At 70.2% G+C, this 20,908-nt stretch carries 16 protein-coding genes; 4 read left to right on the top strand and 12 right to left on the bottom strand.

Translation table 11 applies throughout. The features are described from left to right. Positions 1-29 precede the first annotated feature (29 nt). The 8 genes from eutC to FGX59_RS24420 form a co-directional block, all read right to left on the bottom strand. The gene (eutC, locus tag FGX59_RS24455; protein WP_138469755.1) at positions 30-791 is read right to left on the bottom strand and encodes an ethanolamine ammonia-lyase subunit EutC; all 762 of its coding nucleotides are present in this window, start codon (positions 789-791) and stop codon (positions 30-32) included. Beyond that, complete coding sequence (locus tag FGX59_RS24450) at positions 788-2,170, bottom strand: ethanolamine ammonia-lyase subunit EutB (protein ID WP_138469754.1); 1,383 nt, start codon at positions 2,168-2,170, stop codon at positions 788-790. Before FGX59_RS24450 ends, eutC begins: the two co-directional genes overlap by 4 nt. Positions 2,171-2,284: 114 nt before the next feature. Continuing rightward, on the bottom strand, positions 2,285-3,319 hold the full coding sequence (gene dctP / locus FGX59_RS24445; protein ID WP_206078426.1) for a TRAP transporter substrate-binding protein DctP: 1,035 nt from the start codon (positions 3,317-3,319) through the stop codon (positions 2,285-2,287). A 60-nt stretch (positions 3,320-3,379) separates the two neighbouring features. Then, positions 3,380-4,708 carry a TRAP transporter large permease subunit gene (locus tag FGX59_RS24440; protein ID WP_138469752.1) on the bottom strand — a complete coding sequence of 443 codons (1,329 nt, stop codon included), beginning with the start codon at positions 4,706-4,708 and terminating at the stop codon, positions 3,380-3,382. Beyond that, positions 4,705-5,217, bottom strand: a complete 513-nt coding sequence (locus FGX59_RS24435; protein WP_138469751.1) for a TRAP transporter small permease subunit — start codon at positions 5,215-5,217, stop codon at positions 4,705-4,707. Before FGX59_RS24435 ends, FGX59_RS24440 begins: the two co-directional genes overlap by 4 nt. 24 nt (positions 5,218-5,241) lie before the next feature. Further along, the gene (locus FGX59_RS24430) at positions 5,242-6,006 is read right to left on the bottom strand and encodes a DeoR/GlpR family DNA-binding transcription regulator (protein WP_138469750.1); all 765 of its coding nucleotides are present in this window, start codon (positions 6,004-6,006) and stop codon (positions 5,242-5,244) included. Between the two features lie 272 nt (positions 6,007-6,278). Then, positions 6,279-7,523, bottom strand: a complete 1,245-nt coding sequence (locus tag FGX59_RS24425; protein WP_138469749.1) for a DUF5666 domain-containing protein — start codon at positions 7,521-7,523, stop codon at positions 6,279-6,281. Further along, positions 7,520-8,350: a DUF6502 family protein gene (locus tag FGX59_RS24420; protein WP_138469748.1), complete on the bottom strand. Its 831-nt coding sequence runs from the start codon at positions 8,348-8,350 to the stop codon at positions 7,520-7,522. The genes FGX59_RS24425 and FGX59_RS24420 overlap by 4 nt, the downstream gene beginning before the upstream one ends. Before the next feature lie 711 nt (positions 8,351-9,061). Here FGX59_RS24420 and FGX59_RS24415 point away from each other — a divergent pair. The 4 genes from FGX59_RS24415 to FGX59_RS24400 all read left to right on the top strand — a co-directional run bounded on the left by FGX59_RS24415 (position 9,062) and on the right by FGX59_RS24400 (position 14,323). Next, positions 9,062-11,752, top strand: coding sequence for a PAS domain-containing sensor histidine kinase (locus FGX59_RS24415; RefSeq protein ID WP_171060811.1), 2,691 nt, complete (start codon positions 9,062-9,064; stop codon positions 11,750-11,752). A 94-nt stretch (positions 11,753-11,846) separates the two neighbouring features. After that, positions 11,847-12,314, top strand: coding sequence for a RidA family protein (locus tag FGX59_RS24410; RefSeq protein WP_138469746.1), 468 nt, complete (start codon positions 11,847-11,849; stop codon positions 12,312-12,314). Further along, positions 12,311-13,105, top strand: coding sequence for a glycerophosphodiester phosphodiesterase family protein (locus FGX59_RS24405; protein WP_138469745.1), 795 nt, complete (start codon positions 12,311-12,313; stop codon positions 13,103-13,105). The genes FGX59_RS24410 and FGX59_RS24405 overlap by 4 nt, the downstream gene beginning before the upstream one ends. Positions 13,106-13,141: 36 nt before the next feature. After that, on the top strand, positions 13,142-14,323 hold the full coding sequence (locus FGX59_RS24400) for a GNAT family N-acetyltransferase (RefSeq protein ID WP_138469768.1): 1,182 nt from the start codon (positions 13,142-13,144) through the stop codon (positions 14,321-14,323). 7 nt (positions 14,324-14,330) lie between these two features. Here the strand turns inward: FGX59_RS24400 and FGX59_RS24395 are convergent, their stop codons facing one another. The 4 genes from FGX59_RS24395 to FGX59_RS24380 form a co-directional block, all read right to left on the bottom strand. Further along, a complete protein-coding gene (locus tag FGX59_RS24395; protein WP_138469744.1) occupies positions 14,331-14,942 on the bottom strand; it encodes an outer membrane lipoprotein carrier protein LolA in 612 nt (203 codons plus the stop codon). Between the two features lie 198 nt (positions 14,943-15,140). Next, positions 15,141-18,176, bottom strand: coding sequence for a DNA translocase FtsK (locus FGX59_RS24390; protein WP_138469743.1), 3,036 nt, complete (start codon positions 18,174-18,176; stop codon positions 15,141-15,143). Between the two features lie 11 nt (positions 18,177-18,187). Then, positions 18,188-19,372 carry an aminotransferase class I/II-fold pyridoxal phosphate-dependent enzyme gene (locus tag FGX59_RS24385; protein ID WP_138469742.1) on the bottom strand — a complete coding sequence of 395 codons (1,185 nt, stop codon included), beginning with the start codon at positions 19,370-19,372 and terminating at the stop codon, positions 18,188-18,190. Between the two features lie 173 nt (positions 19,373-19,545). Continuing rightward, on the bottom strand, positions 19,546-20,874 hold the full coding sequence (locus FGX59_RS24380; RefSeq protein ID WP_138469741.1) for an amidase: 1,329 nt from the start codon (positions 20,872-20,874) through the stop codon (positions 19,546-19,548). Positions 20,875-20,908: the final 34 nt, after the last annotated feature.

Below are 20,908 nucleotides of genomic sequence, written 5' to 3'. Positions count from 1 at the left end.
GAGCTCCGGGGCCTCAATACCGTCGGCGGTCAGCCTTCCGGCAGCCTGCCGGTCTCTTCCATCGCCGCGGCCAGCGCCGGCGCCTCGTCCTTGAGGCCGATCCCGGTCAGCCCGCGCTTCAGCGCCTCGCGCGCCAGCCATCCGATCTTCGCCGCCGCCTGCGCATAGCTCTGCCCGCCCTTGAGGTGGATGTTGGAGATGCAGTTGCGCTCGCTGTCGCGCCGCCCCTGCCGCGGTCCCCAGGTCAGATAGGCCCCGAGCGAATCCGCCACAGTCAGCCCCGGACGCTCGCCGACCAGCACCACCACCAGCTTCGCCTTCAGCCGGTCGCCGATCTCGTCGCCGATCGCGACGCGGCCCTGCCGGGCCAGCACCACCGGCCCGAGCTCGAGCCCCTCGAGCGTGGCGTCGCAGGCGCGGATCACCTCGGCCGCATGCGCCTGCACCGCATCCGCCGACAGCCCGTCCGCCACCACGAAGGCCAGGTCGCAGCCGGACGGGGCAAGCCGCTCCGCCCCCTCGCCCAGCCGCCGCCCCAGATCGGGACGCCGCAGATAGGTCGCGCGGTCGGGCGCCTGGCTGGCCACCTCGATCACCTCGCGCGGCGCCAGCTGTGCCGTCAGCGCCTCCCAGTCGACGGCGCGATGCACCGCGTCGCGGGCGCGGGCATGGGCGTACTGGAATTCCAGATTGGCCTTGACCGGCAGCCCGGCGCCGCTGCGCCCCAGCCCGATCCGCGCCGGCGTCGCCGCGCGCAGCCTTGCCCAGGGGTCCTTGGCAACCCCGCTCATGCCTCCGCTCCGATCAGCCGCTGCTGGCCCGCCAGGCTGTCGACCAGCTGGCCCTGCGGATCGACCAGGCCGATCCCCTCCAGCCAGGCCTCGAATTCCGGCGCCGCCCTGAGCCCGAAGGAATTCCGCAGATAGGCGATGTCGTGGAAGCTCAGCGACTGGTAGTTCAGCATGATGTCATCCGCCCCCGGCACCGCGATCAGGAAGGTCGCCCCGGCATCGGCCAGCAGCGTCATCAGCACGTCCATGTCGTTCTGGTCGGCCTCGGCATGGTTGGTGTAGCAGACATCCACCCCCATCGGCAGGCCCAGCATCTTGCCGCAGAAATGGTCCTCCAGCCCGGCACGGATGATCTGCTTGCCGTCATAGAGGTATTCCGGCCCGATGAAGCCGACCACGGTATTGACCAGCAGCGGCTTGTAGCGGCGGCAGACCGCATAGGCCCGCGCCTCCAGCGTCTGCTGGTCCACACCGTGATGCGCATCCGCCGACAGCGCCGAGCCCTGGCCGGTCTCGAAATACATGACATTGTCGCCCACCGTGCCGCGCGCCAGGCCGAGCCCGCCGTCATAGGCCTCGTCGAGCACGCCGAGCGACACGCCGAACCCCTCGTTCGCGGCTTCGGTGCCCGCGACCGACTGGAAGATCAGGTCGATCGGCGCGCCGCGGTTGATGATCTCGATCGAGTTCGTCACATGGGTCAGCACGCAGCTCTGGGTGGGAATGCCGTAGCGCAGCCGCAGCTCTTCCAGCATCTCCATCAGCGCGATCGCGTTCGGGATGTTGTCGGTCGCCGGGTTGATGCCGATCACCGCGTCGCCGATGCCGAAGGTCAGCCCGTCGAGCACCGAGGCCGCGATGCCCTTGAGGTCGTCGGAGGGATGGTTCGGCTGCAGCCGCGAGCCGATCCGCCCCGGCAGGCCCAGCGAGTTGCGGAAGCCCACCTCGACGCGGATCTTGCGGGCCACCGAGATCAGGTCGCGGTTGCGCATCAGCTTCGAGGCGGCGGCGACCATCTCGGGCGTCAGCCCCGGCGAGAGCCGCGCCAGCACCGCGGAGCTGGCCGCATCCGACAGCAGCCAGTCGCGGAACTGGCCCACGGTCATATGGGCGACCGGCGCGAAGGCGGCCGGGTCATGGCCGTCGACGATCAGCCGCGTGACCTCGTCGGTCTCGTAGGGCACCACCTGCTCGCTGAGGAAAGTCGCCAGCGGCAGGTCGGCCAGGACCGCCTGGGCCGCGACCCGCTCCGCTTCGGAGGCGGCGGCGATCCCGGCCAGCTCGTCGCCCGAGCGCAGCGGCGTCGCGGCGGCCATGGTGGCGCGCAGGTCGCCGAATGAATAGCGCTCGCCGCCGATCGTGGTGCGGTAGAGGGTCATCTGCAGGCCTTTCCCCGTTGCCGCGGCAGCCGGAGGAACCGCCTGCCGCCCGTGCCTGGCGGAGGGCCGCGCCGGGCTCGACCCGGCGCCTCCCCCTTGCCGCGCGCGATGGACTTACCGGTAGGGGTAGCCCGCCTTCTCCATGTTCGCCGCATAGGTCTTGAAGATCTCCACGACCTTGCCCGCGCGCTCGGACGAGCTGGCCACGTCGTCCCAGAAGCCCTCGGCATCCTTGGTCACCTGCGCCCATTCCTCCGGCGGGATCGAGGTCAGTTCCATCTTCTCGCCCTCGACGCGCAGCTTGGCCTCGCCGCCCCAGTACCAGACATCGCGGTAGTAGTGGCTCTGGTCGATGGTGGACCTGAAAAGCTGCTGCAGATGCGGCGGCACCTTCTCCCAGCTGGCGGTATTGGCGAAATAGCTGCCGAACCAGGCGCCGGTGACGGAATTCGTCAGCGCGTAGTTGCAGATATCCGCCCAGCCGACCTCGTAGGCCTCGGTGAAGCCGCACCAGGCCACGCCGTCAAGCTCGCCGGTCTGCAGCGCGACCTCCACGTCGTCCCATGGCACGGTGACCGGGATCAGCCCGTATTGCGACAGGAACTTGCCCGCGGTCGGCACGCCGAAGACGCGCTTGCCCTTCATGTCGGCGAGCGAGCGGATCGGCTCCTTGGTGAAGATGTGCAGCGGGTCCCAGGCGCCGGTCGACAGCCAGGTGACGTTGTCGACCTCGTCATAGGCCGACTTCCAGATCTCGTCGAGCCCGTAATACATGAACATCGCCGGCACATCGAGCGAGTAGCGCGTGGCGAAGGGGAAGTAGCCGCCGAAGACGCCGATATCGACCGGCGAGGCCATCGAGGCCTCGTCCGACTGCACCGCGTCGATCACGCCCGACTGCATCGCGCGGAAGAGCTCGCCGGTCGGCACCAGCTGGTCGGCGTAGTAGAGCTCGATCTCCATCTCGCCATTGGCCGCGGCGTTGAAGGCCTCGATCTGCGGCTTGATCACATGGGCGCCGAGCGGCGCGCCGGAATAGGTCTGCAGCCGCCACTTGATCGGGCCGGTCTGCGCCACCACCGCCGGGGCCGCCAGCGCGCCGGCCGCGCCGAAGGCGCCGGTCTTCAGGAATTTCCGGCGCGAGGCCAGGATCTTCTCGGAGGGGGTCAATTTCTTTTCGGTCATTGCAAGTCTCCCAGTTGGACAAGGTCAGCGCACGGCCGCGGGCAGCCACAGCGCAATCTGCGGGAAGAACATCACCAGCGCGATCGTCGCGGCCATCATGATCACGAAGGGCCAGATCGAGCGGTAGATATCCGTCAGGGTAATCTCCTTGGGCGCCATGGCGCGCATCAGGAACAGGTTATAGCCGAAGGGCGGCGTGATATAGGCGATCTGGCAGGTCATCGTGTAGAGCACCCCGAACCAGATCAGCTGGTTGTCGAAGCCCAGATCCAGCATCTTCACCAGCGGCACGTACAAGGGCGCCACGATCACCAGCATCGCCGTGTCGTCGAGGAACATCCCCATGACGATGAAGCTGACCTGCATCATGATGATGACCTGCCAGGGGCTGAGATCCCAGTTGTTGATGAAGAGGTTCTCCAGCGCCCGCACCGCGCCGAGCCCGTCGAAGACCGAGCCGAAGGCCAGCGCCGCGAGGATCAGCCACAGGAACATGCAGGACACGCCCAGCGTCTTCCTCGCCGTCTCGTGGATCAGGCGGAAGCTCAGCCGCCCCTTCACCGCGGCCGCCACCGTGGCGGAGGTCGCGCCGACGGCAGAGCTTTCCACCAGCGAGGTGATCCCCATCACGAAGAGCCCGGTCATCAGGAAGAAGATCAGGAAGGGGATGATGCCCGCGCGCAGCAGCTTCAGCTTCTCGCTGCGCGGCATGTTCAGGTCCTCTTCGGGCACGGTCGGGGCCAGCGCCGGGTTCAGCTTGGCGCGGATCACGACGTAGATGACGAACATCACGGCCATGAGAAGCCCCGGCACCACGCCCGCGAGCCAGAGCTGGCTGACCGGCTGGCGCGCGATCATGCCGTAGAGCACCATCACGACCGAGGGCGGCACGAGGATGCCGAGGGACGAGCCGCCCTGCACCACCCCGGTGATCAGCGCCTTGTCATAGCCCCGCCGCAGCATCTCGGGCAGCGCGATGGTCGCGCCGATCGCCATGCCCGCGACCGACAGGCCGTTCATCGCCGAGATGATCACCATCAGGAAGATCGTGCCGATGGCCAGCCCGCCGCGGACCCGTCCGAACCAGACATGCAGCATCCGGTACAGATCCTCGGCGATCCCGGCCTCGCTGAGGATGTAGCCCATGTAGATGAACAAGGGCAGCGTCAGCATCGGGAACCAGTTGAACAGCTTGAACGCCGCCGAGAACGGGATCTCCACGCCGCCCGTGCCGTAGAGCATCAGCACCATGCCCGAGGCGACGAAGCCGATGGCCGCGAAGACCCGCTGCCCGGTCAGGAGCAGCACCATCATCGAGGCGAACATCAGAAGCGCGATCATCTCGTAGCTCATGCCAGTTCCTCCCCTTTGAGGAAGCCGACGGTCTTGGCGAGGATCGACAGGGTCTGCAGGATCATCAGCACGATGCAGGCGGTCATCAGCGCCTTGATCGGGATCATCGAGGGGTTCCACATCGAGAAGCGCCGCTCATTGGTCTCAATCGCGTATTCCAGCGAGGAGACCGAGCCCCAGAGCAGCACGCAGAGATAGAACAGCAGGCAGAGGATCGTCACCGCGTCGAGCCAGGCCTTGCCGCGCGGGCTGAGCCGTTCGTAGAACAGGTCCATGCGCACATGGGACTCGTTCTTCAGCGTCATCGCCCCGCCCATGAAATAGTAGGCAGCCAGCGTGAACTGGGTGAACTCGATGCACCAGTGCAGCGGGATGTCGATGACATTGCGGGTGATCGCGTCCAGCAGCAGGACGGCGATCATCAGGAAGATCAGGTACATGGCCACTATCCCGACCCAGTCGGACAGGCGGTCCACGACCCGCACATAGGTTTTCACGGCGTTCGGCATCGCTCTACTTGCTACCCCTTGGTTTCACCGGACCGTCACCCCGGCGCGCTCCAGCGCCTGGGAAAGCGCGCCTTCCGGGCGCCGGTCGCTGATCAGCATGCCCATCCGGTCGAAGCCGCAGACGCGGAAGGCCGCGCGGCGGCCGCATTTGGCGGCATTCGCCAGCACGATGACATTCTGCGCCCGGGCGATCATCGCGCGGGCCAGCTGCGCTTCATGGACATTCGAATCTGTCGCCCCCTCCTCCGCCGAGATCGCCGTGACCGTCAGGATCGCGTGATCCGCACGGTAGAGGTCGAGCTGGGCGATGGCATCCGGGCCGATCGTCTCGTTGTTGCCCGGCGCGTAGCTGCCGCCGAGCAGGAAGACCTCCGTCCCCGACTGCGCCCCCTGGCGGCCGAAGGTCTCGGCCACCGAAAGCGAATTGGTGATGACCTTCAGCCCGCGCAGCCGCGCCAGCTGCGCCGCCGCCACCACGGTGGTCGATCCGGTGTCGATCATCACCGTGTCGCCTTCGCGGATCACCTCGCAGAGCTTCTCGGCGATCACCGATTTGGCCAGCGGCTCTTCCTGCATCCGCGCCTGGAAGCTGCCCTCGACGAAGATCCGCCCCAGCGCCCGCGCGCCGCCATGGATCTTCTGGATCGCGCCTTCTTCGGCCATCTGGCTGAGATCGCGCCGGATCGTCTCGGCGGAGACGTCGAAGAGCCGCACGAGATCGTCGACGCCGACTTCTCCGCTCTGCTCCACGAGCTTCGCGATCTCGCTCCTGCGATCCCTTGGCTTCATGCCGGTCTCCGTCCCGAAACAGCTCCGGCCGCGCTCCCGCAGGAGCGTCATGCGCCGGTCATGCCCACGCTTCGGGCATTTGCACCGGAGGGGTCAACGGTTTTGACCGGTTTATGACCGCAGCTTCCCGCTCTGCCCGGTAATTTTGACCATATGGGCATTGTTTGCCTGCAAATTGGTCACGGAACGTGTGGCCGGGCGGACAGGACCGCCCGCCTTCCCTAGGGGAAAAATCTAGCATCTGCGGGAGCTTGCCGCCTTCCGGCGAGCCGTCAGTCGCGCGCCAGCCCCGACACGCTTCTCTCGGAATTGCCCGATGCATTGCCCGCGCGGGACGGCCGGCTGCGCTCGCCGCGGCCGCGGTCCCGGTCGAGGTCCCTGTCGCGCCCGTCCCGGGCGAGGTCCCTGTCGCGCCCGTCCCTGGCGACATCCCGGTCGCGCCCGTCCCGGGCGGCATCCCGATCGCGCCCGTCCCGGGCGGCATCCCGATCGCGCCCGTCCCGGGCGACATCCCGATCGCGCCCGTCCCGGCCCCGGCCCCCAGAGGGCGGCAGCCCCGGCGGCAGGCCGCCCGGGCGCCGTCCCGCCCGGTCCGCCCAGCGATCCGCCGCATCCGGCGGCAGCGCATCGGCAAGCCCCGGCGGCAGCGCGGCGGCGTCGAGCCCGCCGTCCGCCAGCGCGCCCGCCGGCCCGGCCGGGCCGGGATCGCCCGGCGCCGGCGGCTTGTAGATCCCCAGCGCCGCCTCGATGCCCGTCCGCGCGACCCGCGATCCGTCGAGCGTCACATGGCTGCCCGCGGCGCCGCGCCGGCCGGGCACCGTCACCTTGACGTCGCCGATGAAGGAGTCGCCGTTCTCGTCGAAGCGCAGCGGCCCGGTGATCGCGTCGCGGACGCGGCTGCCGGGGCCGATGATGCGCACATGGGTGGCGCGGACATGGCCGTCGCGCCAGAGGCCCGAGACCGCGACCTTGGTTCCGTCGGCCAGATCCGCGGCCTCTGCCGGGCGTCCGGAGGCATCCTCCACCTCGCTGCCCGGGGCCAGCTCCACCTGCGCGCCCAGCACGCGGAAGCCGCCATCGCCGCTTCCGGCCTCCGCCACCTCGCCGATCACCGGCAGGTAATGCGCGAGCCCCGTGGCGCAGGAGGCCGAGGCGGTCTTCATCGCCGTCACCACCACCGTGTCGCCGCGGCGCAGCTCCGCCACCGGGAAATCGCCGAGCGCCGAGTCGACCTGCGTGCCCGGGTGGTACAGGAAGTCCTGCCGTCCGAGCCGCACCTGCCCCGCGACCGAGATCACGCCCAGGATGCCGGTACCGCCGAGCCCGCCATCGGTCTCCTCCTCCGGATCGCCGGGATCGGAGAGGCTGCGGCGGCAGTAATCGGCGCTGACCCGCTCCTCGAGGAAGGCCGGCCCTTCGGACAGCCCGGCCGGGCTGCACCCCGCCAGCGCCGCGGCGAGGCCGAGCAGCGCGGCCAGCCCGGCCCGCAGTGATGGCAGCCAGCCCCTGGCCGTCATGTCCCGCTCTCCTCTTGCGCGCCCTTGTCCCGCACCCCGTCGCGGTAGACGAAGGCGCCGATCCGGATCCGCCCCGCCGCGCGGCCCGCCTCGATATCGCTGCGCTGCAGCCGCAGCGCCTCGGCATTGAGCTCCTTCAGCAGCTCGAGCTGCCGCTCCCGTGCCATCGCCTCCAGCGCGTCGAGAGACGCCTGGGACAGCTTGTTGTAGTGGACCGCCCGCTCGAAGAACGGCCCCGGTCCCGGCGCGGCCAGCAGATTCGCCGCGGAGGCCTCTGCATGGTCGCCGAGATTGGCCGCATAGTAGCCCAGCAGCATCGCCTCGTCCCGGCTCGGCACCAGGCTGTCCTCGACCAGGCGGATGCTGTCGCCCTCGAGCACGGCGAGGCCCAGCCGGACCATCTCGTCAAGGAGCGTGCGGGCATGCACGTCGCGGCCGATCTCGGCCACCAGGCTCTCGAAGCTCGCGCCCTCGGCAGAGGCGCGCGGCAGCGCCCGCGGCGCCCCATGCGGGTCGCGGAAGCGGGCATCGCCCTGCCAGAGCGCCACCAGGCGCGGGATCGGGCCATGGCCGCGCTCCGACCCGGCCGGCGCCTCGCTCTGCTCGCGCAGATTGCGGATGTCGCGCCGCTGCAGCCCGGTCAGAACGCTGACCCGGCTGTCGGTCATGCGCCGCCCCTCGAGGCCGAAATGGCGCAGCGCCTGCTCGATGAAGATCGGTTTCAGGAGGTCGGCCAGCTGCGGATAGGACATGCCGCGGCCGATCATCGCCCGGACCAGCGGGCGGAGGATGCGCTCGATCGCGGCCCTGAAGCTCTGCTCCGTCAAATGGCGGCCTTTCTCCTTCAAATGTGCATTTAGCCCATTTTCGGTTGACAGGGAACAGGCAAGTGAGTCATGAGGAATATGGGCAATGTGCCCATTTTGGAATGGCGAGACGGCAGTCAGCCGGACAGGCAGCCACATCCAGGGCAGCGGCGCCCGACACGGCGGGATCCGCGCGGATGTGAAACGCAGGCAGCTTCGGGACGGAAGCGCGCCTGCGGGCCGGGGCTGAAGGCCGGGTGGCGGTCCGCTGGGAGGAGCAGGCCGGCATCAGGGCCGCCTCCGGGCGGTGCGCCAGCCTGCCGGGCGCGTCCGCTTGCGGCCGTCCGGCAGGGCCACCGCTGCGCCATGCAGGCGGTCTCCGGCTCCGGCCGGGCGCCGCAACAGGAATTCGACGGTTTCGTCCGTGCCTGCACCTCCGGGCCGCGCGACGCCGGAAGGGCATCCACCCCCCCCCAACCGTTGGATGTCCATGACGGTACGCAATTCGGTCCCGCAGGTGCGGACGAAAGATAGCAAGGGCGGGTCCCCCCAAATCGCCCGCCCTTGCACACTCCCCACTCCCCCCTCATCAACCTGCCGTTAACCCTGCCGCCCATCTCCGGGCACGGGAAACAGCTCCTTTACCTCATGCCCTTAGGGTCGGCCCGCTCTGGATCTGCCGGCCAGGGGGGTCCGCCTCCGCAGCCGGCCAAGCTTTGTGGGGATGCTGACTTGGGCGCATGCGGGGACCATCCTGCCTTTTCCGAAACCGCGCTCGAGGGCACGCCATTCGGCTTTGCGCTGCTCGACGCCGGCAATGCCCTCTGCTGGCACAATGCGGCCTTCGCGCGGATGGTGCGCCCCGGCGGCCCGGCGCCGGCCGCGGGCGAGAATGCCGCGCAGCTCTGGCAGGCCCCCGGCAGGGAGGATTTCCGCGCCTATGCAGACGATGCCTGGCAGGGCCGGGACGGCAGCGGCGGCGGCGGGACGCAGGGCGTGATCCTGACGCCGCAGGCCGATGCAGGCGCGACGCTGAAAGCGTCCGGGCGGCTGGTCCGGGACGGTGCGGGGCGCGGCTACCTGCTGCTGTGCTGCGAGCCCTGGCGCCTGCTTGCCGCGCTCGACGCCGCCAGCGTCAACGGCTTCGGCCTGTCGCGCGAATCCGAGGCCCTGATGGTGCTCGCCGCCGCCCCCGCCCTTGGCCAGTGCCGCATCCTCGGCGCCAACCGCGAGGCCTGCGACCGGCTCGGCGACGGCGCGCCGCTCGCCGGGCAGCCGCTCGGCGCGCTCGCGGGCATCGACCTGCCGCCGCGGCTCTGGCGGGAGGCCGAGACCGCCTTCGCCACCGGCCGCGCCTATACCACGATGTACACCGCCGCGGCCTCCGCCACGGGCTTCGCGCTGATGCAATGGGACTTCTGGCCGGTGAACCGCCAGAACGGCCGCGTGACCCACTGGATGGACCGCCGCCGCCTGACCAGCGGCGCGCCGGGACAGCTCAACAGCGATGTCCGCTGGCTGCAGCTGGCTGCCGATGCGCTGCGCGCCACCGATGTCGGGCTCTGGCACTGGGATCTGCGCTCGGGCAACATCACCTATTCGCCGCGGCTGCTGGCCCAGCTCGGCTACGACCAGGCCGCGATCGGCGAGGGCGAGGAGTTCCTGGCCAGCCTCTACCATCCCGAGGACCTGCCGAAGCTGCGCCGCTCGGTCGACGAGGCGATCGCCGGCAGCGGCCAGTTCAGCCATGTCGTCCGGCTGGTCGACACCGCCGGGCGCTATCACTGGATCGCGGTGCAGGGACAGGTGATCCTCGACAGCGACGGCACGCCGATGCGCCTCTTCGGCACCGAGGCCGATGTCACCGAGGAGACGCTGCTGCGCGAGCGGCTGCTGCGCGCCGAGCGGATCGCCAAGATCGGCAACTGGTCGATGAATGCCAGCCCGCCCGGCATGTACTGGTCGCCCGAATGCTACCGCATCCACGGCATGGACCCGGCGCGGTTCAAGCCCTCGGCGACGCAGATGACCTACCTGATGCATCCCGAGGACAAGATGCTCCTGCAGGACGCGTTCAAGCGCACGCTGCGCGACGGCGCCCCGAATTGCGGCGACCACGACCGCTTCCGCGCCCGCATCATCCGCGGCGACGGCGAGATCCGCCATTGCGAATGGACCGCCATCATCGAGCGCGACAAGGGCGGCGCGCCCAGCGGTCTGGTCGGCACCATCCAGGACATCACCGACACGGTCGAGACGGAAAAGCGGCTGGTCCAGGCGCAGAAGATGGAGGTCGTCGGCCAGATGGCCGGGGGCGTCGCGCATGACTTCAACAACCTGCTGGCGGTGATCGTCGGCAACCTGGAGCTGCTGGAGGAGACCAGCCAGCATCCCGGCGGAGCCGACCTGATCCGCTCGGCGATCGAGGCGGCCAAGAAGGGCGCCGGGCTGACCCGCAACCTGCTGAGCTTCGCGCGCAAGGCGACGCTGGAGCCGATGCGCATCGACCTCAACGAGATGGTCACCGAGCTCGACAAGATGCTCAAGCGCGTGCTGCCGCGCACGATCGAGCTGGAGACGCGCTTTGCCGCCGGGCTCTGGCCGGTCCATGCCGACCGCAACTCCTTCGAGAACGCGCTGCTGAACCTCGCGATCAATGCCCGCGACGCGATGGACGGCTCGGGGCGGCTGACGATCGAGACCCAGAATGTCGCGCTGGAGGCGCCCTTCCTCGAGGAGGGGCAGGAGGATCTGGCGCCCGGCCACTACACCGTGGTCGCGGTCTCCGACAACGGCATCGGCATGAGCAAGGCGCAGCTCGCCAAGGTCTTCACGCCGTTCTACTCGACCAAGCCCCCCTCGAAGGGCTCGGGGCTCGGCCTGCCAATGGTGCAGGGCTTCGCCAAGCAGTCGGGCGGCGGCGTGCGGGTCTATTCCGAGCCAGGGCTCGGCACCACGGTCAAGCTCTTCCTGCCGGCCTCCGACGCCCAGGGCGCGGCTGCACGGCAGGCGGCGGAGGCCGCCCATCGCGATGTCCGGCTGGAGGGGCGCATCCTGCTGGTCGAGGACGATCCCGGCGTCAGCCGCGTGCTGACGCTGCGGCTGGAGCGGATGGGGCTGACCGTCATTGCCGCCACCTCCGGCGACGAGGCGCTGGATCTCTTCCCGACCTCCGGGCCGGTCGACGTGCTCCTGACCGACATCGTCATGCCCGGGGCGCTGCAGGGCCCGGCACTGGCGGAACGGCTGCGGCGGCTGGCGCCGGGGCTGCGGGTGATCTTCATGTCGGGCTATCCCAAGGAGACGCCCGTCCCCGGCGGCAGCGAAAGCGCCCAGGATATCCGCCTGATGAAGCCGATCAGCCGCGGCGACCTGACCAAGGCGCTGAGCCGCGCGCTCGGCGCGGCGGCTGCGGCGGACTGACCCGCCCGGGGGGCGCGAGGGGCCGGGCATTTCCGCTTCCGGCGGGGAAGCATCGCCGCTAGGGTGCCGCGCGTAACCACCAAGGAGACCAGACATGTCCGGTCAATTCGAGTCCCGCCTCGCCGCGCTCGGCATCACCCTGCCCGACGCCGCCGCGCCTGCCGCCAACTACGTGCCCTTCGTCCAGGTGGGCGACCTGCTGCATGTCTCGGGGCAGCTGCCCAAGGCCGAGGACGGCTCGCTGGCCACCGGAAAGCTCGGCGACGGGCTCGACACCGCCGAGGGCGCCGCGGCCGCGAAGCTCTGCGCGATCCAGCTGCTGGCCCAGGTCAAGGCGGCCTGCGGCGGCGATCTCGACCGGCTGGTGCGGGTGGTCAAGCTCGGCGCCTTCGTCAACTCCACCCCCGATTTCACCCAGCAGCCGCAGGTCGTGAACGGCGCCTCGGACTTCCTGGTCGAAGTGCTGGGCGATGCCGGGCGCCATGCCCGCTCGGCCGTCTCCTCGCCCTCGCTGCCGCTCGGCGTCGCGGTCGAGATCGACGGCATCTTCCAGATCCGATGAGCCTGCCCGCCGGGCTGCTGTCACGGCCCATTGCCCATCGCGGCCTGCACGAGCTGGCCCGGGGCATCCCCGAGAACAGCCTGGCGGCGGCCGAGGCCGCCTGCCGCGCGGGCTACGCGATCGAGCTCGACCTGCAGCCCAGCCTCGACGGCGTGGCGATGGTCTTCCATGACGACCGGCTGGACCGGCTGGCCGGACGGCCGGGGCTGGCCGCGGAGACCCTGGCGGCCGATCTGGAGGCGATGCCGATCCTCGGCACCGCCGAGCGCGTGCCGCGCTTCGCCGCTTTCCTCGATCTCGTCGCCGGGAGGGTGCCGCTGCTGGTCGAGCTGAAGAGCCAGCCGGGCAGCCCGGTCACGGCGACCGCGAAGCTCGCCGAGCTGGCGCTGGCCGCGCTCGACGGCTATCGCGGCGAGGTCGCGGTGATGTCCTTCAACCCCTATGCGGTGGCCCATGGCGCGATGCTGCGCCCGGATCTGGCCTGGGGGGTGACCACCGGCCACGGGCCGGGGCTCTTCCCGCAGGACCCGGCGCTCGACGCGCAGATCACCGGCGGGCCGCTCGATCCGCGCGACTATGGCGGCTGTTTCATCTCGCACGGGCTGCACGCGGCGGAGGCGACTTGGATCGGGCCGCTGCGCGCCGCCGGGCTGCCGGTCCTGGCCTGGACCGTCCGCAGCCCGGAAGACGAGGTCCTCGCCCGGCGCTTCGCCGCAAATATCACCTTCGAGGGATACCGCCCCGCCCTGCCCGCCGCAGGACTTGACCGCCCGGCCGAGACGCCCAAGTGATGGGACATGACCCATCCCGTGACGAGTGACGACGACATGATTGAGGTCTCCCTGATCGGGAGCCTCGAGGCGATTCCGGCAGCGGAGTGGGACGCCTGCGCCTGCCCCGAGACAGAAGACGGCGGCCCGCCCTTCGATCCCTTCACCACCCACCGCTTCCTCAAGGCGCTGGAGGATAGCGGCTCGGTCGGCGGCCGCTCGGGCTGGCAGCCGCGCTACATGCTGGTGCGCCATGGCGGCCGGACCGTCGCCTGCGCGCCGCTCTATGCCAAGAGCCACAGCCAGGGCGAGTACATCTTCGACCACAACTGGGCCCATGCCTACGAGCGCGCGGGCGGCGACTACTATCCCAAGCTGCAGATCGCGGTGCCCTTCACCCCGGCGACCGGCCGCCGGTTCCTGACCCGGCCGGGCTGGGAGGAGGCGGGCACCGAGGCGCTGATCCAGGGGGCGCGGCAGGTCGCGGCCAATCACGGGCTGTCCTCGGTCCATGCCACCTTCTGCACCGCCGAGGAGGCCGAACGCGCCGGGCGGTTCGGCATGATGCACCGGGTCAGCCAGCAATTTCACTGGGAAAACGGCGGCTATGCCGATTTCGACGGCTTCCTCGCCTCGCTGAGCTCGCGCAAGCGCAAGAACATCCGCAAGGAGCGCGCCACGGCCCAGGCCTTCGGCGGCGAGATCCTGAGGCTGACCGGCGACCAGATCGAGCCCCGGCACTGGGACGCGGTCTGGGCCTTCTACCAGGATACCGGCAGCCGCAAATGGGGCACGCCCTACCTGACGCGGGACTTCTTCGCCCAGGCCCATGCCCATCTGCGCGGCGACACGCTGCTGGTGCTGGCGCTGCGGAACGGGCGGCCGGTGGCCGGGGCGCTGAACTTCCTCGGCCGCGAGACGCTTTTCGGGCGCTACTGGGGCGCGCTCGAGCACCATCCCTGCCTGCATTTCGAGGCCTGCTACTACCAGGCGATCGAGCATGCGATCGGGGCCGGGATGGCGCGCGTCGAGGCCGGCGCCCAGGGCGAGCACAAGCTGGCGCGCGGCTACCTGCCGACCGCCACCCATTCGCTGCACTGGGTCGCCAACGAGAGCTTCTCGAACGCAATCGCGGAGTACCTGGAGGCCGAGCGGGCGGCGGTGGACGAGGAGATCGAGATCCTCACGGGCTACGGCCCCTTCCGCCGCACGGGCGAAGAGGCCGACCCGCAGGACTAGGACGGGCTCAGCGGGCGCGCTTCATCTTCTCGCCGGCCACGTTGAAGAGCGAGGAGCCGAGCGAGCGGTCGGAGAAGGCGCCGAGCACGGTGCGGGTCTGCTCTCCCGCCTCGTTGGTGATGATCCATTCCGCCAGCCGCACCGGCGAGGGCTCGAAATAGAGGCCGATCTGGCCGTATTCGGGATGGGCCGGATCCTGGGCGACGACCAGCGTGCGCTCGCCCGAGACGCGGTGGTCGACCACCATCCGGGCGCCGTCGAGCTGGACATTGGCGCCGAGGATGAGGTTCAGCGGGGTCTTCGCCAGCGGGTACTCGTCGGGCTGGGCGCCGGAATACTTGTCGAAGATCGCGACCTGGCCGCCGCCGACCATCACCAGGGTCTCGTTCGGCTTGTCATAGTCGAACCGGGCGCGGCCGGGACGCTTGAGCGAGAGCGTGCCGCGGTCCTGGCTGCCGTCGGGATTGACCTGGACGAAGCGCGCCTGGACCGATTGCAGGCTGTTGAGATAGGCCGAGATCTCGGAAAGCGCCAGCGGCGCGGCCAGGGCCGGCGCGGCGGCCAGGATGGGCAGCGCGGCAAGCGCGGCCGTGGCGGAAAGGAGCTGTCTGCGTTTCATGCCCCCTAGATAGGCATCGCGGCGGAAAAGAACAGCACCGCGGCGACAGGACGGGGTGACAAGCGCGTCATCGGCGGTCCGCCGCCGGACGGGATGCCCGGCCTTCCGCCTGAGGGGGCAGCCCGGCCCCGCGCCGCCCTTCGGACGGCCCGGGGCCGGGCATGGCGGCAGCGCCCCGGGGGACGCTGCGCGCCGGTGTCACTGTTCGGGCACGAGGATCTCGCGCTTGCCCACGTGGTTGGCCTGGGAGACGAGGCCCTCCTCCTCCATCTGCTCGACGAGCCGCGCGGCCTTGTTGTAGCCGATGCCGAGCTTGCGCTGGATGTAGGAGGTCGAGCACTTGCGGTCCTTGATGACGATCTGCACCGCCTTGTCGTAGAGCGCATCCTCGCCCGTGGTGTTGCCGCCGAGCCCGAGCACCGCGTCGATATCGGGCGCCGCCTCGTCATCGGGCCCCTCGAGCACGGTGTTGACATATTCCGGCGGGCCGTAGGCCTTGAGGTAGGTGACGACTTCCTCGACCTCCTCGTCGGAGGCGAAGGGGCCGTGGACGCGGGTGATCTTCGCCCCGCCCGCCATGTAGAGCATGTCGCCCATGCCGAGGAGCTGCTCGGCGCCCATTTCGCCCAGGATCGTGCGGCTGTCGACCTTGGAGGTCACCTGGAAGGAGATCCGGGTCGGGAAGTTCGCCTTGATCGTGCCGGTGATCACGTCGACCGAGGGACGCTGCGTCGCCATGATGATATGGATGCCCGAGGCGCGGGCCATCTGCGCCAGGCGCTGGATGCAGGCCTCGATCTCCTTGCCCGCGACCATCATCAGGTCGGCCATCTCGTCGACGATCACCACGATGAAGGGCAGCTTGACCGGCTGGATCTCCTCGGTCTCGAAGACCGGATCGCCGGTCTCGTCGTCGAAGCCGGTCTGGACGGTGCGGCTGAAGAGCTCGCCCTTGGCCAGCGCATCGGCGACGCGGCCATTGTAGCCCTCGATGTTGCGCACGCCCATCTTGGACATCTTGCGGTAGCGGTCCTCCATCTCGCCGACGACCCATTTCAGCGCGACGACGGCCTTCTTGGGATCGGTGACGACCGGGGACAGCAGATGCGGGATGCCGTCATAGACGGAGAGCTCCAGCATCTTCGGGTCGATCATGATCAGCCGGCATTCCTCGGGCGAGAGCTTGTAGAGGAGCGACAGGATCATGGTGTTGATGGCGACGGATTTCCCCGAGCCGGTGGTGCCCGCGATCAGCAGGTGGGGCATCTTGGCGAGGTTCGCCACGATCGGGCGGCCGCCGATATCCTTGCCGAGCGCCAGCGGGAGCCGCGCCTTGCCGTCGTCGAAATCGGTGGAGGCGAGGATCTCGCGCAGGAGCACCATCTCGCGGTGCTCGTTGGGCAGCTCGATGCCGATCACGGTGCGGCCCGGCACGGTGGAGACCCGCGCCGAGAGCGCCGACATCGACCGCGCGATATCGTCGGCCAGGCCGATCACGCGGCTGGCCTTGAGGCCCGGGGCGGGCTCCAGCTCGTACATGGTGACGACGGGGCCCGGGCGGACCGAGACGATGTCGCCCTTCACGCCGTAATCGTCGAGCACGGTCTCCAGCATGCGGGCGTTTTCCTGCAGCGCCTCGTCGGAGAGATAGTGCTTTTCCACCGTGGCCGGATCGGTCAGCAGCGCCAGCGGCGGCGGGGCGTAGCCCTCCTCGGGGTCGCCGAGGAAGTCGGGCTGGGCCTCGGCGCGGGCGCGGGCCGAGGGCTTGACCGTCGGCTGGACCGGCTGGCGCACCACGGCCTTCTGCGCCAGGAAGCGCGGGATCTCGGTGGCCGGCGCCGCGACGGGGACCGTGCCGTAATCGTCGTCATCCTCGTAGTCGTCGCCGTCCTCGGGGAGGTCCTCGTAGTGCTGGGCCGGACGGCCGGCGACGGGCGGCTCGGCCCGGCGCGGACGGATGAACATGGCCGGGCTGTCCGGCTCTCCCTCCTCGCCCTGCCCGGCGGCCGCGGCCGGCGCCTTGCCGCGCCGGCGCTTGGCCGCGAGCTGGGCCCGGTCCTGGCGCTGGCGGCGGCGGATCGCGCCGGTGATGCGGGCCTGCAGGCGGTCGTCGGCCTCGTCGCTCAATTCCTCGTCCTCGTCATCATACATGTCTTCGGGCACAGGCGCTGGCTCGGGCGCGATCCGCGGCCCGATCACCGGAATGCGGCTGAGGAAGCTCGCGCGCGCCGGGCGCGGCTCCTCGTAGGCCTCGTCATCCTCGTACTCGTCATAGCCGTCCTCGGCGTCGTAGCCGTCCTCGGCGGTCTCGTCGAAGACCTCGCGGCGATAGGCCTCCTCGGCGGCCTCGTAGGCCTCGCCGGAATAGCTGGCGCGCTCCAGGGCGGTCTGGAACAGCGGATCGCGGGTCCAGTCGCCATCTTCGTCGTCGAGCACCGCATCGTCGTCCTGGGCGGCGACGGCGCGGCGCGAACTGCGCGGCTCGGCGCGCGCGGCGGCCCGGCGCTCGGCCTTTTCGGCGCGGCGCTCCTCGCGGGTCTCGGCACGGCGGGCGCGGCGCTCGGAGAGGCCCGCGGCCGCCCCCTGCCCCGCCTCGCCCGCGCGGCGCAGCATCTTGTCATAGGCCAGCAGCATGCCGATGCCGAGGAAGCGGCCGAGCCCCGAGAGCTCCGCCCGGGTGAAGCCGGTGCAGAAGAGGCCGAAGGCCAGCAGCCCGAGGCCGAGGATCACGGCGGAGAGCTTCAGCGCCAGCGCCAGGCCGACCGGCAGGATGCCGATCACGATCCCCAGCGCGGCATCGCCCAGCATGCCGCCCAGGCCGAAATGGTGCGTCCAGTTCGGCCCCGGCACATGGGTCGAGGCATAGACCGCCGCCAGCGCCACCCAGATCGGCAGGAAGACCGCCCGCGCCAGCAGCCGCTCGCCGCCCTTGTGGAACAGGAACCGCACGCCCCAGATGCCGAGCGCCGCCACCAGCGCCCAAGCGCCGCGGCCGAAGATGAAGCTCAGCGCCGAGGCGACATAGGCGCCGGGATAGCCAAGGATGTTCTGCGGATCGCCCGCCGTGCTGCCCAGGAAGGACGGGTCGTAGGGCGAATAGCTCGCCAGCATCAGCCCCAGCCCGACAGCGCCGGCAATCAGCGCCAGGCCGATCAGCTCGCTCGAGCGCCTCTCCAGCGCCGCCTGGGTCTCGGCATCCAGAAGGGGATCACGTCCGCGGGTCGAATAGGCCATGGCTCAGGTCCTCAACTGTCATACAGGCAATGGCGGATCAGGGTCAGTCCGGTTTCAGTCTGCTCCATCGGCGCAACCAGCGCGACGCGCAGATAGCCCGCCCCGGGATTGCCGCTGCCGCTGTCGCGGCCGAGATAGGCGCCGGGCAGGCAGCGCACGCCGGTCTGCTGCCAGAGCTTCAGGCAGGCCGCCTCGCTGTCCTCGACCGGCAGCCAGAGGAAGAACCCGGCCTGCGGCGGCTCGTAGCCCGGCACGCCCGAGAAGATGCGGTCGGCCAGGTCGAACTTGATGCCGTAGAGGCGGCGGTTCTCGACCACATGCGCCTCGTCCGCCCAGACCCGCGCCGAGGCGGCCTGGATCGGCATCGGCAGCGGCGCGCCGGAATAGGCCCGGAGCTGGCGGATGCGGCGGATGTTCTCCGGCCCCGAGATCACCGAGCCCGAGCGCAGCCCCGGCAGGTTGGAGCGCTTGGACAGCGAATGGATCGCCAGCACGCGTTCGGGATCGGTCCCCTTCGCGGCGGCGGCAGCGAGGATCCCCGGCGGCGGCGTGCCGCGATAGACCTCGGAATAGCATTCATCGGCGACGATCTTGAAATCGTGCTTCTCCGCCAGGTCGAGCAGCGCGGCCCAGTAGGCCCCGTCCGCCACCGCGCCCTGCGGATTCGACGGCGAGCAGATATAGCACAGCGTCACCCGGTCGAGGATCTCGGCGGGCAGCGCGGCATAGTCGGGCAGATGGCCGGTCTCGCGCGTCGCGGGCACCAGCACCGGCTCCGCCCCGACCGAGATCGCCGCGATGGCATAGACCTGGTAGAACGGGTTCGGCAGCAGGAAGACCGGCGGCTTGCCGTTCTTGGTCTCGGGCGCGATCGCCATGGCGATGTTGTAGAGCCCTTCGCGGCTGCCGTTCAGCGCCATCACCTGGCTTGCCGCATCGACCGCCACGCCGTAGCGGCGCCCCGCCCAGTCCGCGATCGCGCCCAGGAGCTCGGGCGAACCGTCATTGGCCGGGTAGCTGCCGAATCCGGCGGCATTCGCGGCGATGATCTCCGTCACCCACTCCGGGAACGCATGCTTCGGCTCGCCGATCGACATCGACAAGGGCGCCCCGCCGGGCTCGTGATGGTCGAGAAGAGCCCGCAGACGCGGAAACGCGTAAGCGGGCAGATCGGAAAACCGGTCTGGATACTGCATCTGTGCCTCAGCTTTCCGGGATCTGCCGTCCCGGTATCTGTCCAGGACGATACCGGAAGCCCCCCCTTGCGTCCAGCCCGGGACCGGCCCCTGGCTGGTCTGTGCCGAATATTGTGACCTGAATGCGAATAGTTAATCCAGGGATGCTGCCCTTGCGGGCAGCATCGCAGGCGTCAGCCGATCGCCGTTTCCGCCGCCTGGCCGATCCGCAGCAGCCGCTCTTCCTGGCCGGGTGCCGCCATCACCATCAGCCCGCAGCAATCGGTGCCGGTCGGCAGGGTCAGCGCGCAGAGCCCCATCAGGTTGCCGATCCGGGTGTTGCGCAGCGCCAGCAGGTTCTCGGTGCGGAAATACTCCGGATCGCTCTCCAGCCGCGCCGCGTCGGGCGGCAGGATCGGCGTGGTCGGCAGCAGCACCGCGTCATAGCCCGCGGTCTCTTCGCCATAGACGCCGCGCAGCCGGTCGAGCGCCTGCCAGCCGGCGACGAAATCCTCGGCCGAGATGCCCGCCCCCTGGCGGAAGCGGTCGCGGATCGGCGGGTGCATCTTGCCGGGCGCCGCCTCGATCAGCTTGCCCCAGGTGCCATAGGCCTCGCCGGGGAAGAGCATCGCGGCAGAGGCAAAGGCCTCGGCCACGGCCGGGACCTGCACCCGGCTGACCTTGGCGCCCGCCGCCGAGAGCCTGGCCAGGGCCTGCTCGAAGGCGCTGCCCGGCGCGTCGCGCACATCGTCGAGCGCGATGGTCTCGAGCACCGCAAGCCGCAGCCCCGAGAGCGAAGCGCCGCGCAGATCGGCCGCCTTGCCGCCTTCGAGCAGCGCCAGCAGCTCCGCGGCATCCTCGACGCTGCGGCAGAGCGGGCCGACCGTGTCGAACCGCGCCGCCAGCGGCACCACCCCGGTCAGCGGCAGCCGCCCCGCGGTGGTCTTCAGCCCTACCAGGTTGTTCCAGGCCGAGGGGGTGCGCACCGAGCCGCCGGTATCCGAGCCGATCCCCGCCGCCGCCAGGCCAAGCGCCACCGAGACCGCCGCGCCGGAAGAAGAGCCCCCGGGCGCCAGCGCCGGATCGGTCGCGTTCGGCGGCGTCGCCGTCATTGGGTTCAGCCCCAGCCCGGAAAAGGCCAGCTCCGTCATGTGGGTCTTGCCGAGGCAGACCGAGCCGCCCAGCGTCGCCGTCTCCAGCACCTCGGCATCGCGCGCGGGCACACGGCCCTCCAGCAGGCGCGAGCCCGCCTCGGTGGCCACGCCCGCCGTGTCGAACAGGTCCTTCCAGGAGATCGGCACCCCGTCGAGCGCGCCGCGCCGCAGCCCGGTCTTCGCCCGGCCGCGGGCGGCCTCCGCCTCGGCCAGCGCGCGCTCGCGGGTCAGCCGCGCATAGATGCGCCCGCCCTCGGGATGCGCCTCTGCGGCGTCGAGAAAGGCTGCCGCCAGCTCCACCGGGTCGATCCGCCCTGCCGCGATCCCGCGCCCCAGTTCCGCCGCGCTCTGCGCCCGCCACTCGTCCATGTCACGTCCTCGTCAATGGTGTCGCAGCCAAGCT

The organism is Poseidonocella sp. HB161398, assembly GCF_005870025.1.
Classification (GTDB): Bacteria; Pseudomonadota; Alphaproteobacteria; order Rhodobacterales; family Rhodobacteraceae; genus Mangrovicoccus.
The sequence above is the reverse complement of the archived record's forward strand: the minus strand, read 5'-3'. Positions and strand labels throughout refer to the sequence as shown.